Raw genomic sequence first — 15545 nt, forward strand, 5'->3', positions numbered from 1 at the left:
ACACACCGTCGTCTGTAGTTAAGAGGGTTTATTGTCGTGGTCAAACCGGTCAAAAATACCAAATTTGATGAATATCTAGAGTTTCCTTGTCCTTTCACATTTAAGGTGATGGGTCTTGCTAACGTGAGCCTGACGGAACAGGTATTAACGGTTATGCAAGAGCACGCCCCTGGCGACTATGCACCAAAAACGAAGCCGAGCAGTAAAGGTAATTATGAGTCAGTGACTTTAGTTGCGACGGTGACATCAAAAGAGCATATCGAAGTTATCTATACTGAATTAGGTAGCATTGATGATGTACGCTACGTTCTGTAAGCCTTTTAAGGACTGACATTGAGCACCTTAATAGTACGCCAATTGGGCTCTCGCCCATACATGCCTATTTGGCAGGCAATGCAAACCTTCACAGACACCCGTGACGAGGCCAGTGCCGATGAAATTTGGCTGGTAGAACATGAGCCTGTATTTACGCAAGGCCAAGCAGGCAAAGACGAGCACTTGCTAATGCCCGGTGACATTCCTGTGGTCAAAGTAGACCGTGGCGGACAAGTCACTTATCACGGCCCTGGACAGCAAATGCTGTACGTACTTTTCAACTTACGAAGATTGAAAATCGGTGTACGCGACCTGGTTACCTGGCTAGAAGACAGTATCATCGACAGTCTTGGTAAATATGGAATCGACGCTTACGCCAAAAAAGATGCACCTGGGGTCTATGTTAATGACGCCAAGATTGCCTCCTTAGGTTTGCGCGTGCGTCGAGGCTGCTCCTTCCATGGTTTGGCTTTGAACGTCAATATGGATTTGGAGCCTTTCTTGCGTATTAACCCGTGCGGCTATGCGGGTATGCAAATGGTGCAATGTAAAGATTTAAATGGGCCTCAGTCCACAGAGCAAGCCGGTCAAGGGCTTGTCGAGCAATTAATTAAACGACTCAACCCCGAACACGTTGAGTATCAACAAGGGTTAGCGAAAGAATGACGAAATCATCAGTAAGAATGCAACCGGGTGTAAAATTACGTGACGCTGAGAAAATGGCGCTTATCCCGGTCAAAGTCCTACCGACTGAAAAAGACGAAATGCTACGTAAGCCAGAGTGGCTGAAAATCCGCTTACCTAAATCTAACGAGCGCATTGATGGCATTAAACAGGCAATGCGTAAGCACGGCTTGCACTCCGTGTGTGAAGAGGCAAGCTGCCCTAACCTTTCTGAATGCTTTAATCACGGCACCGCCACATTCATGATCTTAGGAGCCATTTGTACGCGTCGTTGTCCGTTTTGCGATGTCGCTCATGGTCGTCCACTGAAACCTGATGCTCAAGAGCCAGAAAAGCTGGCACTGACTATCAAGGACATGAAGCTCAACTACGTGGTGATCACCTCGGTAGACCGCGACGATTTACGTGACGGAGGGGCCCAACATTTCGCCGATTGTATTCGCGAAATTCGTAAGCACAACCCGGGCATTACTATTGAAATTCTAGTGCCAGATTTCCGTGGTCGCATGGACCGAGCATTAGAGATCCTCAGCGAGACACCACCAGATGTCTTTAACCACAATTTAGAGACAGCTCCACGCCTTTATAAATTGGCTCGTCCAGGCGCAGACTACAAATGGTCTTTAGAGCTATTAAAGCGCTTTAAAGAAGCACACCCTGAGGTGCGCACCAAGTCAGGCCTAATGGTAGGGTTAGGTGAAGAAATGAGCGAGATCGAAGAAGTGCTGCGCGACTTACGTGAGCACAATGTCGATATGCTCACAGTAGGCCAGTATTTACAGCCTTCGAAACACCACTTGCCGGTAAAACGTTACGTGCCACCAGCGGAATTTGACGCTTTAAAAGCGTACGCAGATGACATCGGCTTTACCCAAGCAGCCTGTGGTCCCTTTGTACGCTCTAGCTATCATGCTGACCAACAAGCAGCAGGTAAAGAAGTTAAATAAGCGATTACGACGCGTCATGGCATTGTGGCGCGTCCCTTCTTTATTCACATCCCTAATACAAATGTGCTAGTATCCGTTGCAAGTCGTTAAGATAAGGATAGAGATAAATGACTTCAGCGCACGTCAAGGACACGACCACCCAACTAATCAGCAGTTACCCACAATTCAATACTCTATTACTTGATTATCAGGTAATCAGTGATTTAGTTGACCCAACCTCCGTTACCCGCTTTATGCATCAAAACAAGTTAAAGCACTTAGTCATAGCCAATGTGCCCAGCGATATGAACTTCGGCCACCTTAAACGTTGGCCTAATCTGCGCGGTGTTTTTATTGCCCCAAGTACTGATGAGCAGGTGATGCAAGGCCTGCAAGCCATTGCTGAAGGAAAGCTGTGGTTCCCACGTAAAGTAACGGATCACTGGATGCGCCATTACCTAGCCACAGAAGAGCACCAGCAAAGCCAAAAGTCTCTATTGACCGAAAAAGAAATGACGGTACTTAAGTTACTGGCCTCTGGAATGCCGCTTATTAGCATTGCCGAGCGATTATTCATCAGCGATGCGACCGTGCGTGTTCACCTACATAAGATTTATCAAAAAATCGGTGTGAAAAACAAACAACAAGCCATGCTTTGGTCGCAGCAGCATCTGACCTGAACAATTACAACTCGCGAGGCTCTACTCGAAAGTAAATAATATCGCTGTATCGGCCTGCCACTTGACGTTCAAAATCTTGTAAGCGAATGGCCAGCGGCAGCAATTGAGTAGACTGCTGTGCAGCGATTGGCAATTGTCGCGCATGTTGTAGGTCGTACCAACGCCCAGCCACAGCCAGCGAATAGCCAATACGCCAAGCAGATTTTTGCGTATCATGCAGTAAATACCCTTGGTTTTGTGAACGCATCAATAACCGCAAGTCAGTGTTGCTACGCACCTGTAAACTAGGAAGGTGATGATACTCTTTGTTACTGCGCAGCTCACCAAGATTGACGCTCGCTTGGCGCGCATTGTGTCCTAACCAGGTCAACGAAAAGCGCTGTGGCAGATGAGTATCAACCACCACATTTGCTTGCGTTATTAGTTGCCCTTGGAAGTGCCCGGTAATAAGCAGAGTGTCTTCGTAGAACCCAGCAGGTGCTGATTGTTGACGCCTTAATTTGAGATTGATAATGGTGCTTTGAGCGCCGCGCACATGCATAGGCATCGCCAGTGCCTGACCTTGGTCGTTGTGCACATCGTAACTAAGGCGCGCCTTATCCCCATGTAGGCGGAACTGCTGCTGAGAGTGTAAGCTGAGTTGAAATTCACAGTCTTCGTGTTGCCTAGGCGTAATACGCAATCGATAGCTCGCCTGCGCCGTGCTCTGAGGGCGGTAGCTTGCCAAGGTGTCGCTAAGCTCTTCAATGTGCAGTTGCATATCCGTGCAGCTTTGTTGTGCTGTACTTGGCAAAGCAGCAAGCGCTAATACTAAACACACCCATTTAACGCACATAAATCACCCCTTTTCTTTGCAATTGTTGTTCATCCTCAACTTCCAGCGAGACACTCGGTAAGTGGGTATCATCAAAACGAATGCGATAGCGACACGGTTTCATGCCGGTGATGGCAAAACGTCCTTGACGATTAGTAAAAAAAGCTTTCACATCATCACCACATACCGCTTCACCCACGGTTAAAGCAAGGGGCGTTTCATCGTCATCAATAAGTGTTCCCATCACGGTAATATTGGCACTGGAGCCGACCTTGATATAATGACCAGAGCGATAGTGAGGATAGAACCGCAATAACCCCGTGCCGATGTCATAGCCAATGGGTAAGTTAGGAATATCTACCGCCGCTCCACCTTGGCTATAGGCGTTAAGATCAGGCAGCAACATGGTCCCTAAGCCATCATTTTTAACGCGTATTGCTTGACCTTGGTCGGTCAAACGTACCTTTAACCCATCTAAACTCGAGTGCGTATCGACTAAAGCGAAACTATCGTTAATTGTACGCCCCACCCCCCACTGATTTTGCGCGAACGCCAGGGCCGTTGAGAGTGAGAGACGGGTTTGATGCCGCCCTTCATTAGCCTGTAAACGCTTATAAAAGCTGCCATGATCCAGTGCACTACCAAAACGGTTGCCATTGTATCGCATGCTCACATCGACGGCGCTTTGATAATCAATGCTGTTTTCAATGCCAGCCGTGAATTGGCTCACACCAATATGTTGAGCACTCCCCTGGAAACTGTATTCTAAGCGCTCAAGGTATTTTCGCTGTTGTGCGTACAAACGTAGGCGCTTACCTTGAGCAAATTGATAACTGATGTTGAAACCTAAGTTGTAATCCCGCTGACCCTCATCACGAACTCCAGTAAATACTCGCCAAGACCAACCTTGCTGCCAACTATGCCCGCCTACACTCAAAGTGGCACTACGCTGCCAAGATTGTTTCTTGCTACCTTGTCGATGACGTTTTTGCGCATTGAGGGAAAAGTTAACTGTGTTGGCGTTATCAAATACATAGCTGTAGTCAAACTGCCACTGGTGCTGCACTGGCAATGAGCGAGCCGCTTTAACAGCACTTATCTGCAGCGGAGTGTAGGCTTTCGCTACATATTCGTAACCGAGCTGAAATTCGCTACCAGAGTTAGTTCGGTAGCTGCGTAAAGATGCTCGGTAGGCCTGTGCAGCTCCTAAGTGAGAGTGATGACTCAACGCATATTCGCTGGCGGCAATAAACCACGGCATTGCATAGGTAGCCCGAGCGCTCAATTGCCTACTTTGCTCATGCCATTGCAGCCCAGCGCCTAGGGTTAGATTAGGCGACCACCCATAGTCAAAGCTCGCGCTAATAAAGGGTTGCTGCCAAAGGTAGTCATACCCCGTTGCAGAGGCTTGACTTAATACACCAGCAAAACTTTGCAGTTGCAAATCGCCTTGGGCGAGCAAATCTAAGCCGGTGGTAATATCAAACTCGATCACCTCCACTTTACCCGCATCATCCGTTATTTTTAACGACACATCATTGCTGCCTTCTTGCAACGGAATATCCGCAAGCGTGTAGACTCCGGGACCAAGCTGTAAACGTTTTACGACTCGCTGTTCAACGATCACATCAATGCTGGAGGGGCGCTCGAGAGTGAAGCTCTGTGAAGCAGAGGGGCGTGGGGAATGGCGTGTAATTTGCGCAAAGTTTTTAACAAAAGCAACGCCTAAACTCGACTCACTGCCCTGAAAATAGCCACCGAGTACGTAGTTATCACCAAGACTAAGGCGCGCTCCTATATCCGCATAGTCATAGCTGACACGAGTTCCTAATCGACTCGCCCGAGCCGAGCGTCCGTGTTGAAGTTGCTGCTCCGACTCCAACAGCCAACCATGGGCGCGCAGTGCAAGCTCGGTGCGCCAGGTAAATTGCTCCTCACTGAGGCTCTCTTTGGATGCTTGCTCTTTAATAACGCTCAGATAGTTATTGAGGTAACCACTGTAGGGAGCCATTTTATGCGCTTCCAAGAACGGTTGCTGTTGCGCCGCTGACACCGTGCGGCTTTGCAATAGCTGGCGATCAATAGAGGTCACTAGCTGGAACTGACTCATATCGAATTGCACGCGAATGCCCTGCTCACGTAATGCAAGCAAAGGTAACCATTTTTTCTGTGGCTGCGCTAATGAGCCTGTGATTGTCGGCAGTACGAGTGGTGTTAGCGCGTGTATAAACTCATCACTATCAACATAAATGGTGTCATCTGCTGCAATGCGAATATCAACCACACTCAAATTAGCACCATTTACGACAAGCTCCACACTCAAATCCAGGTCTTGGCCTGTCGGGTTCAGCGCCCCATGAGCAACAGAGCAACAGCAGCCAATCAGTAACAATAAGCACAGGCTAATTACTGGCGCAACGCGAGCCGCCATGGCGCCTTCCCTACTGCCTTTGAAAGTAAATACTGATGCCATTGCGAGCTTAAGCTAATATTGCGGCTGCTCTTAGCAGGCAATAAGCTGTCCTCAGAGAGCCGCGCAATATCACTGTCGCGTAAAAGAACTTTTTCACCATCAGCGCTGATAAGTACCAGAGGTAGTGAACTAAGGTATGTTCTCGCGTTTCCTTGGTTATGAAGCGTTAAGCTTGCATTGTGCGCAGTAATGTTCGAGTCCACTATGCGCACATCACTGCTTGCACCCGCTACATCCAAGTGCACAACAACATTAATATCTAATAACATCTGCAGTTGTGGCTGCGATAATATCAGCGGCTGCTGCAATAACCGCACGAAGTAACTAGCCTCTACACCGTTAGCTGGCATGTTGTCGACCACTATCTGAACACGCTGCGACTGCCCTGGCTTTAAAATCATTGCTGGCGGAAAAACCATCAGGTCATCACTTTCGCTCGAACTATAACCTTGATCTTGAAAGTGAATACGCTCAACACCCAGCTCAAACGCAAACTCACGATTACTTGGGTTATGAATAACAAAATAACCACGGCTCCCCGGCTTATGGCTAATATGCTGCACCATGGGTGTGACCTCGACAGCACCTAGCAGGTGGCTGGTGATCAGAGTGCCAAAGAGCAACAACCACTTAGCCATACTAGTGACTCAAGGGCTCTATGCGCACTTTTGTCGTTTCAGCTTTAAACCCAGGAGGAGGCGTAAACCCAATCACGCGCGCGCTATTAGGAGGAATAAAACTGGTTTGCAAAGCCGCAGACAGCGCCGAACCTTGTACTATTCGTTGTTCTTCGCCTTGTTGTAGTATCCATTTGGTTTTAATAAGGCGAATATACTTGTTACCTGAGTTGCTGATATTGACCTGCCACGCTTTTTCGTCGCTACGAATGTCAGTAATCGCAAGATCTGCTTTAGCGTCTTCAGGAGCCACATTAAATAAAGTACGAAAGCTCAGAGCCATACCTACAGAGGACTGCGTTTGATTTGGCAGAGCCACTTGGTCAATAACAATACGGTACGCTTTCGACGCGACTAGCGCTGGCTCACCAATGTAACGCACGACGATTGTTTGCGCTTGCCCTGGTGGAATAACCGCTGTCATTGGCAGAATTAAGAAGTCGCTGTCATTATTGGTGAGTTGCTCTTCACCTTGGCTGTTAATGACCAAGTTCTTAGCACTGACTTCCACCGTCAGAGGCGTATCCTCAATATTCACGATACGCATATTACGCTGCGCTTGCTTGCCCATAGGCGCAAGCTCGGCCACCATAGGCTGTACTTGGAACGCGTAAACTGGGGCGACTATCCAAAGTAAAAGAGTAAGCAGTACAATTCTCATAACATAACCTAAAAAGGCAGCCCGAAGGCTGCCCAACTCAACATGGAAATTGGATTAACGCGCGGTAATAGCAATTTGCAGCGTGTCTGAATAAGTGCCTGCATACAAGGCATCTTCTAATAGCTCTAGCTGAATCTGACCATTGACGCCGCGAGCAAGCTCTTCTGAACCGTCAACATCAACGCTAACACGTTTCTCGTTTTCACCGGTGTCGGCCATTAACTGTAGGGCAACGGCGCCAGCACTAAGAGAGGCTTTGTAGTCAATACCACGGTTTTCATTGTCGGTATTTTGCAGATTCCCTTCTGCTGAAGTCAGGCTCACAGTCGCGCCATCAGCATCGTTACATAGCAATGTAACGTCTGACATCGCTGTCGCACCAGAGCTTAAAGAAGAGAAGGTTTGGCTGTTGGTCAAGTTAGAAACGGTGCATACCGAATCAACTTGTCCGTTAAGATTCAGGCTACTTGAAGCATGCGCCGTTGCGCTAAGAGTTAGAGCAATCGCAGCAGAGATAAGTACTGTTTTCATGTGTAATGTCCTTTTGCTTAAATAATAATCGTTATAGGCCTCGACCATATAGATCAGGCGTGATTTCAAGACGAATTTCGTCGCTATAGCGGCCGGCAAAAACCAATTGCTGCTGCAGCTGTACCGCGAGAGAAGCGCGTTCAGAGAACAACACCTGCTCGAAGTGAATCGCCTTTCCTTGCTTTAATTGCAAGGCTGAAAATACTGTTTCCCGTTTGGCTTTCGGCACGGTCAACGTCACTCGGTAAGGCACTAACACATCATTGTTATGATGGCTTAACCCCCCATTTTGAGAATAAAGCGTTAGGGTCATGGGTGAATTACAGCGTAAATCCAATTCAGCCTGAGAGGACCTTGTATTGCTCAACTCAACATCATGTTGATGAAACGCAACAGAGCAACGGGCTTTTATATATCCATACATGGCTAGACTAACTTCATTTGCGGTGGCTAAGGAGCCATCTAAACTTGCTAGCATTAGCGCCAACTTACAGATTTTTATAACGTTTTGCTTTCGCATACTGACCCGTTATTGGTGTGCTTCAAACAACGATGAGAAGATTAACTGAGATTTGGGGATTTAAAACGTTTGTTTATGATGAAGCACGTTTATGAACGTTAAACATTTTCCTAAACGGCCGTTTACTTGGGTATATAATGGGGATTTTATGAACGTATAAATATCGATAAATCAGTCTTCTAGTTGACTGTTTTTAAAATTTTGTAAGACATTCGCCACAAAGCAAGCTAAGCAAAACTAATTCAATTTAATTGAAAAATTAGAATAACGCTCTAGGTTATAATTTGTTGTTCTTTAAACGTTCAGCGAGTGTCTGCTAAATTTGCGCCCAAATTTTGCATATTTGATTTTATTTTTTTATAGTCGCAAAGGGTTATTTGGGGTACAGAGATGGAGTTCACCGAACAAGAGCTGGCTTTTTTCCAGCAGGTATTTAGCGAAAACACGTTGCAAGGCGACGATGTTAACACCACCGGCTTGTCCCTTCGTTCGGAGTTACCGGATTATGTTGCCTCCCTATTTGAGCAGCCTGGGTTATGTATGTTGGCAGAGGTCGGGCACTTTGAACTTTGGTTTCCTCTCTCGCTGTCATTAACCGCAAACGGTGATTTACAGCCCGCGCTGGAAGCACCAGAAATTTTCGAGGCTCTTGGGCAACACCGCAGCTGGCGCTTTGATAATCCCACGAGTATTTACTTGCTCACCGACGACGGACGAAAGCTTCCTATTCATTCTTTATCCTCTACAGGCGCAGTGATTGATGCTGAGCAAATCAAGCATGCGCCACAAAGGGCCACAGCCAAGTTAATCCTGCCAGACTATCCGCCAATGCAATTGGAGATGCAAAAAGCGCGGCAACAAGGCTCACTCATTGCTGTCACATTTATACGTAACACCAACAAAAAACAGCTGCGCCAGTTCCTGTTTGATAACCACAAGCAAGGCTATCAAGAAATTTATCACTCCCTCGCAGCACACAGTTAAAACAGTGTTCAGGTAACTTTGCTACGCTAGATAAGTGTGCAATCTGACGGAGTACATTTAATGAATAAACTGATTCTTGCGAGTGCAATTAGCACCGTTTTACTTAGTGGCTGTGGGGGTTCGGACGATAATGACGACAACATCACCAACCCAGAGCCGACACAAGCAGAATTCTCGTTAGGCGTATCTGATGCGCCAGTAAGTAACGTTAAAGCAGTGTGGGTTGCCTTTGACAGCATTACCTTGAACGCGGGCGATGGTGAGATGCCAACCTTTGAGACCCGCTCTGAAGAGAACCCAGATCAACCCGTGATGGTAAACTTACTGGACTACACTGGTGATGATGTGTTTGCGCTTATCGATGATGAGCTTGTTGCTGCCGGTGACTATGAATGGCTACGCGCTGATATAGTCAATGGCGACATGGCCAATATCGAGATGACTTCACATCTGGTTTATAACGATGACACTGTCGTGCCACTTGTCGTCACCCGTAAGGGCAATGACGGCATCGGTGAAATTCAAATTAATGACTTCACTTTGGTCAGTGGTGACAACGACTTCGTGCTTGAGTTTGACCTGAAAAAATCTTTGGTCAACCCAAGTAACAGTAACGAAGTTAAGCTTAAACCCACAGGAATTCGCCTAGAAAACCTTGCCCAAGTGGAAGATATCGAGGGTGTAGTTAGCCAGCAGTTGGTACAAAACTGCGAAACTGACAATGCAGATATCGCGCCTGCCACCGGGGGGTTCGGTCATGCCGTATATCTCTATAATAGCGATGTCAGTGAGCCTAAAGATTTGTACCTTGACGGCGAAACGGTTGCGGCTGATGCACCTATCGCGACCGGTGGCGTGAGCTACGATGAGGAAGATGAACGTTATGAGTTCGAAATCGGCTTTGTCGCTCCAGGTGAATATCAGCTAGCCTACACTTGTGCTGCACACATTGATGACGCCGAAATCCTCGATGAGTCGTTTACGCTGTATCAGCAACAGACAGTCACGGTGACAAGCGGTGAAGACGCTCAAGTTACCTTTGACATAGCCCAATAAGCTATTGAAAATTAAAGACTAAGAATATTTTAAATTTTTGCTTGCATGGCGCGATAATTTAACTATTATTGCGCCACTTTAATTCGATAGCCAATCCTAGTACAGCCCTCCAGCCAAGGCGAAGAGTAACTATCCAAATTCAATTTTGGAGTTATTATGTCTGTTTCTTCTTTGCGAGCTCCTGCTCACTCATTTACCGAGCAATTCGTACAAGCCGACCAACTTGCCAATCAATACGGTACCCCTTTACTGGTGCTGGATATTGACCGTGTTCGCGAGAACTACCTAGCGCTTCATGCTGCGCTTCCGGGGGTGACTTTACACTATGCTCTAAAGCCCCTACCTCATGCAGATGTGGTACGTGTCTTAGACGCGCTGGGCGGTAGTTTTGACCTCGCGACCAATGGTGAAGTGGATGTGGTGGCTCAGTGTGCTGTGCCAGCAAGTAAAACCATTCACACTCACCCGGTCAAGCGCGTGGCCGATATTGAGCAGGCCTTGGCTTATGGGTGCAATACCTTTGTATTCGACTGTGCCAATGAGTTACATAAGTTTGCGCCTTATAACCATGAGGTTGAGCTATTACTGCGCTTAAGCTTCTTAAATGAAGATGCGGCTGCTGATTTGTCGAAAAAGTTTGGCGTAACACCAGCACAAGCTTTGCCATTGTTGCAACAAGCTCATAGCATGGGTATTCGCGTGCGCGGGCTGTCATTCCATGTAGGCTCACAAACACGCGATCCTCATAAATACGTGGCAGCAATAGAGCAATGTAAAGAAGTCTTTGAATTAGCTCGGCGCGCGGGTTTGCCTGCCATGAATACACTGGATATTGGTGGTGGCTTTCCGGTGAGTTATCAAAACGACAACATTGATATCGATAGCTATTGTGCTCCCATTCGCGAAGCATTGGCGCAGTGGCCGCAAACCACCCATTTTATTGCAGAACCTGGTCGTTATATTGTTGCCTCGGCCATGGTGCACGTAATGAGTGTAATGGGCCAAAGCCTGCGCGGCGGTAAGCCTTGGTATTATATGGATGATGGCGTATATGGTGCGTTTAGCGGCCGCGTGTACGGCGAGCCTGCGCAACGCTTTTACACTTTGCACCAAGCCCCAGAGCAGCCGTGTGTTTTAGCGGGGCCAACCTGCGATAGCATAGATGTCATTACAGAGCATGTGAGTATGGCGCAACTGCAGGATGGCGAGCGAGTATTTACCGCTAATATGGGCGCTTATACATGGACAACGAGCACTGATTTTAATTTCTTCGCCAAAGCGCCTGTTATTAGTGTCGATAGTGCACTGAGCATGGCGCAATTGGGTTAGCCCTCTAGAGCTGAAGTTCAAAAGCTAACCTTACTCCACCAGCGCGAGTCTCAGAATCGCGCTGGTGGGTATCAGTTCGTGTCTTTGTTTTCCTTGGCTTTTTGCATTAATTCGGCGCGCTCTTGAGATAGGCGCGCCAACCCTTTTTGTTCAACATCAATTAAGGTGGTGTACTTAGCCGTCACTGCTGACATACGTTGCGACAAGGCATTGTCATAAGTAGCATCAACGAGGTTATCCGGAGTTTGCGCCGCTTCCCCTTGCAGCGCTTCTAATTCATTGTCTAAACGCGTGTGATAGGTGTCAATTTTATCCAGATGCTGGCGCATATCGCGGTCAATTTGCTGCAAGCGAATAAAACTGTCGATGCTGTCTGGGGCATTTGCTGCACTGTCTTTAAAGATCTCTTTTTGGGCCAGCAAACGGTCAATATGCATTTGTTCCCGATCGATCAACGCTTGATAACGCTTACTCACCGCCTCCATTTCTTTGGCAATGGCTTGGTCTTTTTCAGCTCCAGTGAGGTTATTAACTTGGGCATCTGACTGATCTTTCAAGCGCGCAATTTCTTCTTGCATTTGACGTGTGTAAGTCTCTATTTTATCGCGGTGCTGGGCAATTTCTTTATCCGCCTGCTGATTGCGTATATACCCCTCAATATCACTGTCGCTTTGTGGCTTATCTGCGCTTGAAGTGTCGGCGGCAATGGTATTAACCACCACTGTCTTGGCATCTTTAGAGCAAGGGAGCTGCGAAAATTCTACAGTGCCATTTTTGGTGCATTGATATACTGTGGTGCCAGCACTCACCGGTAAAGCGGCGGTAAACACTGTTATAACAAACAAGCGAATCATTTTTTCTCCTAAGCGCCAGAGCGCGTACCTATCTCAAGTCTAGCTGATGCATAGCCACATGCGAAGGATCCATGTGCGGCGTTCAAACGTACCACAGCGGTATTCGTAATAACCGAGGTGCACCATGAAAACGGGGCTCTATCTTTTTTATCACGATCTGAGATTAGAAGACAATCAGACACTTAGGCGATTATCTTCACAAGTTGATCGGCTTATATTGGCGTATTGTCCGTTGCACACTCTCACTGTGCCATCGCGCGCCATTTACAATGCTCGCGAGCAAGGGCCTGCGCGCACTGCATTTGTTGAGCAAACATTACACCACCTAGGCCAAGCGCTAGCGCCTTATCATCACTCACTGTGCTGCATTGATAATCTTAAGACACTCGACGAACTGGTTGGCGTTCATGACATCACTCACCTAGGCGTAGGGCATCAGCATGGCTGGGATGAGCGAATGGCTATCGCTCATATTAAAGAGCGCTACAACGCTATTGAGCTGATTCAAGATCATGATCATACGCTGTTCACCTTGGCACAACTCCCAGGCCCTGTGGATGAGCTACCCAGCACCTTTAGTCAATTCCGCAAAGCCGTTGAGTCTGAGCTAAGTGCCGATGAACCGCTTGCAGCGCCAACACAGCTTGCTCCTAGCGTCCCCGTTAAGCAAAACCTTTATGTCCAAGGTGATGCATCCACCTCTGTACTCACGCCTTGGTTTGCACAAAGCGCTGCGCAAGCGCTTGAGAACTATTTTGCTACGGATGCACCCAGTCGCTATAAAGAAACGCGCAACGCGCTTCAAGGTCAGCACTTTTCGACGGCACTGTCACCTTGGTTAGCAAACGGCGCTTTAAGTGCACGCCTGATGCTGAGCAAATTGCGTAACTATGAAGCACAGCACGGTGCCAACGAATCAACGTACTGGATTTACTTTGAACTATTGTGGCGCGAGTACTTTCAGTGGCTGGCTATAAAACAAGGTAAGCAATTATATTGTTTTGCAGGCGCCAATGGCGCTAAGCCACAAACCAGCTTTTACGCTCAGCGCTACCAAGCGTGGTGCCAAGGCAACACCCCCTATGCGTTGGTTAACGCCCTGATGCATGAACTTAATACCACCGGCTGGATGTCCAATCGGGGCAGACAAATTGTTGCTAGCTGCTTTGTCAACGAACTCAATCTTGATTGGCGTTATGGCGCCGCCTATTTTGAGCGTATGTTGATTGATTACGACAGCGCCAGCAACTATGGCAATTGGCAATATATCGCGGGCGTAGGCGCCGACCCTCGTGGCGGCCGTCATTTCAATCTAGCGAAACAACAACAGCAATTTGATCCCGATGGCGAGTTTATTAGCCGTTGGCAAGGCGAAGCGAGCCAAAGCGACATCGACTATCAAGATTACACCGGCTGGCCCCAACAAGGCGTGACTCATGAGTGAAAGCTACAAAGAAATCCGCCTTATTCTCGGCGATCAGTTAAATGCGCAACATAGCTGGTTTGAGCACAAGAGCGACGATGTACTGTATATCATTGCTGAGCTACACCAAGAAATGCAGTATACCCAGCATCATATTCAAAAAGTGTGTGCTTTTTTCGCTGCTATGGCTCGCTTTGCCGAAGCCCTGGAATTAGCTGGGCACCGTGTTCTTCATCTGACTCTCGATGATACACAGGGTTACGATGATTTAGCGCACCTACTCAAGGCGCAGGTGAAGCGCTTTAGTGCCAATACCCTCAGCTACCAACTGCCTGATGAATATCGCTTATATGAGCAACTGCGCGACTTAAACCTCGGTGCAGACATCACCTTGAACGCCTATGATAGTGAACACTTCTTGTTGGGCTTTAATGAGCTGAGCGATTACTTTCAGGCCGACACCCATCACACTATGGAGCAGTTTTACCGTAAAATGCGCCGACGCTTTAAGGTGTTGATGCAGGGCGACAAGCCTTTGGGGGAGCGGTGGAATTTTGATAAAGAAAATCGCAATAAGCTAAACCAACAAGACCTCGCCGAGCTGCCTCAGCCACTGTGCTTTGACAACGATGTGCGTAGCATCAAAGAGCGCATCACCCGCCATAAGGTAAGTACTATAGGTCAAGGCAGTGACAGGCTATTATGGCCTGTGAGCCGCAAACAGGCCAAGCAATTACTGCGCTATTTTTGTGACCACTTACTGCCTTGTTTTGGTACCTTCCAAGACGCCATGACCTGTCAAAGTGACAGCCAGTGGAGCCTTTATCACAGCCGGTTATCATTCGCGCTAAACAGTAAAATGCTGCACCCCATGCAAGTGATCAACGCGGCCACTTCGGCCTATGAGCAAAGTGATGGCGCCATAAACCTAGCTCAGGTTGAAGGCTTTATTCGACAAATCCTCGGTTGGCGTGAGTATGTGCGTGGGATTTATTGGGCTAACATGCCCAAATATAGCTCGTTAAATACTCTCGAGGCCTCGGCGCCACTGCCGGAGTTTTTCTGGCATGGAAAAACCAATATGGCCTGTCTTAGCCACGCTATTGGCCAAAGCCTTGATTATGCCTACGCCCACCATATTCAGCGCTTAATGATCACCGGCAATTTTTGCTTACTACTTGGTGTTGACCCCGATGCCGTCGATGCCTGGTACTTAGGTATTTATGTAGACGCCATTGAATGGGTGGAAATGCCCAACACTCGGGGCATGAGCCAATTTGCCGACGGCGGCATTATTGCTACCAAACCTTACAGCAGTGGTGGCAACTACATCAACAAAATGAGCGATTACTGCAAACACTGCCACTATAACGTTCGCGAAAAAGTAGGCGAGCAGGCATGCCCATTTAACAGTCTTTACTGGCACTTTATGGTTCGCCACCGTGAGCGCTTCGGTGATAATCACCGCATCGGCATGATATACCGAAATTGGGATAAACAAGATAAACGCCAGCAACAGCAGGTGTTAGAACGAGCGCAGTGGTGCATCGATAATGTAGAGAAATTATAAAGACATAAAAATAGATCAAATAATTAACATTCATGTAACCTCAATGTA

16 protein-coding genes are annotated in these 15545 nt (G+C 47.6%); 9 read left to right on the forward strand and 7 right to left on the reverse strand.

The features are described 5' to 3' along the window. The first annotated feature begins 36 nt into the window (after window positions 1-36). From ybeD to MHM95_RS14820, 4 genes are all read left to right on the forward strand, one after another. Window positions 37-315 carry a DUF493 family protein YbeD gene (gene ybeD / locus MHM95_RS14805; RefSeq protein ID WP_022946385.1) on the forward strand — a complete coding sequence of 93 codons (279 nt, stop codon included), beginning with the start codon at window positions 37-39 and terminating at the stop codon, window positions 313-315. 12 nt (window positions 316-327) lie between these two features. Beyond that, a complete protein-coding gene (gene lipB / locus MHM95_RS14810) occupies window positions 328-981 on the forward strand; it encodes a lipoyl(octanoyl) transferase LipB (protein ID WP_239385787.1) in 654 nt (217 codons plus the stop codon). After that, complete coding sequence (gene lipA, locus MHM95_RS14815; RefSeq protein WP_138589182.1) at window positions 978-1946, forward strand: lipoyl synthase; 969 nt, start codon at window positions 978-980, stop codon at window positions 1944-1946. The genes lipB and lipA overlap by 4 nt, the downstream gene beginning before the upstream one ends. 107 nt (window positions 1947-2053) lie before the next feature. Then, window positions 2054-2605 (forward strand): LuxR C-terminal-related transcriptional regulator, encoded by a 552-nt coding sequence (locus MHM95_RS14820; RefSeq protein ID WP_022946388.1) that lies wholly within the window; start codon window positions 2054-2056, stop codon window positions 2603-2605. Between the two features lie 4 nt (window positions 2606-2609). On the opposite strand, the gene MHM95_RS14825 is transcribed toward MHM95_RS14820, so the two are convergent. Genes MHM95_RS14825 through MHM95_RS14850 form a run of 6 tightly spaced genes read right to left on the reverse strand, consistent with a single transcriptional unit; the run spans window position 2610 to window position 8239 of the window. Beyond that, window positions 2610-3440, reverse strand: a complete 831-nt coding sequence (locus tag MHM95_RS14825; protein ID WP_239385660.1) for a hypothetical protein — start codon at window positions 3438-3440, stop codon at window positions 2610-2612. Continuing rightward, window positions 3430-5850: a fimbria/pilus outer membrane usher protein gene (locus MHM95_RS14830; RefSeq protein WP_239385661.1), complete on the reverse strand. Its 2421-nt coding sequence runs from the start codon at window positions 5848-5850 to the stop codon at window positions 3430-3432. The genes MHM95_RS14825 and MHM95_RS14830 overlap by 11 nt, the downstream gene beginning before the upstream one ends. Beyond that, window positions 5826-6530, reverse strand: coding sequence for a hypothetical protein (locus MHM95_RS14835; RefSeq protein WP_239385662.1), 705 nt, complete (start codon window positions 6528-6530; stop codon window positions 5826-5828). Before MHM95_RS14835 ends, MHM95_RS14830 begins: the two co-directional genes overlap by 25 nt. A gap of 1 nt (window position 6531) precedes the next feature. Further along, on the reverse strand, window positions 6532-7230 hold the full coding sequence (locus MHM95_RS14840) for a molecular chaperone (protein ID WP_239385663.1): 699 nt from the start codon (window positions 7228-7230) through the stop codon (window positions 6532-6534). Between the two features lie 54 nt (window positions 7231-7284). Then, complete coding sequence (locus MHM95_RS14845; RefSeq protein ID WP_151172444.1) at window positions 7285-7761, reverse strand: hypothetical protein; 477 nt, start codon at window positions 7759-7761, stop codon at window positions 7285-7287. 31 nt (window positions 7762-7792) lie between these two features. Next, entirely contained in the window at window positions 7793-8239 is a 447-nt protein-coding gene (locus MHM95_RS14850) for a hypothetical protein (protein ID WP_157795522.1), read from the reverse strand. Between the two features lie 432 nt (window positions 8240-8671). Between MHM95_RS14850 and MHM95_RS14855 the strand changes: the two genes are divergently transcribed. From MHM95_RS14855 to MHM95_RS14865, 3 genes are all read left to right on the forward strand, one after another. Next, window positions 8672-9265 (forward strand): hypothetical protein, encoded by a 594-nt coding sequence (locus tag MHM95_RS14855; protein ID WP_022946395.1) that lies wholly within the window; start codon window positions 8672-8674, stop codon window positions 9263-9265. A 60-nt stretch (window positions 9266-9325) separates the two neighbouring features. Continuing rightward, the gene (locus tag MHM95_RS14860) at window positions 9326-10321 is read left to right on the forward strand and encodes a DUF4382 domain-containing protein (RefSeq protein WP_239385664.1); all 996 of its coding nucleotides are present in this window, start codon (window positions 9326-9328) and stop codon (window positions 10319-10321) included. Between the two features lie 156 nt (window positions 10322-10477). Beyond that, window positions 10478-11650, forward strand: coding sequence for a type III PLP-dependent enzyme (locus MHM95_RS14865; RefSeq protein WP_239385665.1), 1173 nt, complete (start codon window positions 10478-10480; stop codon window positions 11648-11650). A gap of 71 nt (window positions 11651-11721) precedes the next feature. Here the strand turns inward: MHM95_RS14865 and MHM95_RS14870 are convergent, their stop codons facing one another. After that, on the reverse strand, window positions 11722-12504 hold the full coding sequence (locus MHM95_RS14870) for a DUF4124 domain-containing protein (protein ID WP_022946398.1): 783 nt from the start codon (window positions 12502-12504) through the stop codon (window positions 11722-11724). 124 nt (window positions 12505-12628) lie between these two features. Here MHM95_RS14870 and MHM95_RS14875 point away from each other — a divergent pair, with 124 nt between their 5' ends. Together MHM95_RS14875 and MHM95_RS14880 are read left to right on the forward strand one after the other, a co-directional pair. Then, a complete protein-coding gene (locus MHM95_RS14875; RefSeq protein ID WP_239385666.1) occupies window positions 12629-13948 on the forward strand; it encodes a DASH family cryptochrome in 1320 nt (439 codons plus the stop codon). Further along, window positions 13941-15497: a cryptochrome/photolyase family protein gene (locus MHM95_RS14880; RefSeq protein ID WP_239385667.1), complete on the forward strand. Its 1557-nt coding sequence runs from the start codon at window positions 13941-13943 to the stop codon at window positions 15495-15497. The genes MHM95_RS14875 and MHM95_RS14880 overlap by 8 nt, the downstream gene beginning before the upstream one ends. The last annotated feature ends 48 nt before the right edge of the window (window positions 15498-15545 follow it).

The sequence above is a fragment of the Pseudoalteromonas sp. CnMc7-15 genome, from assembly GCF_022347925.1.
GTDB lineage: Bacteria > Pseudomonadota > Gammaproteobacteria > Enterobacterales > Alteromonadaceae > Pseudoalteromonas > Pseudoalteromonas ruthenica.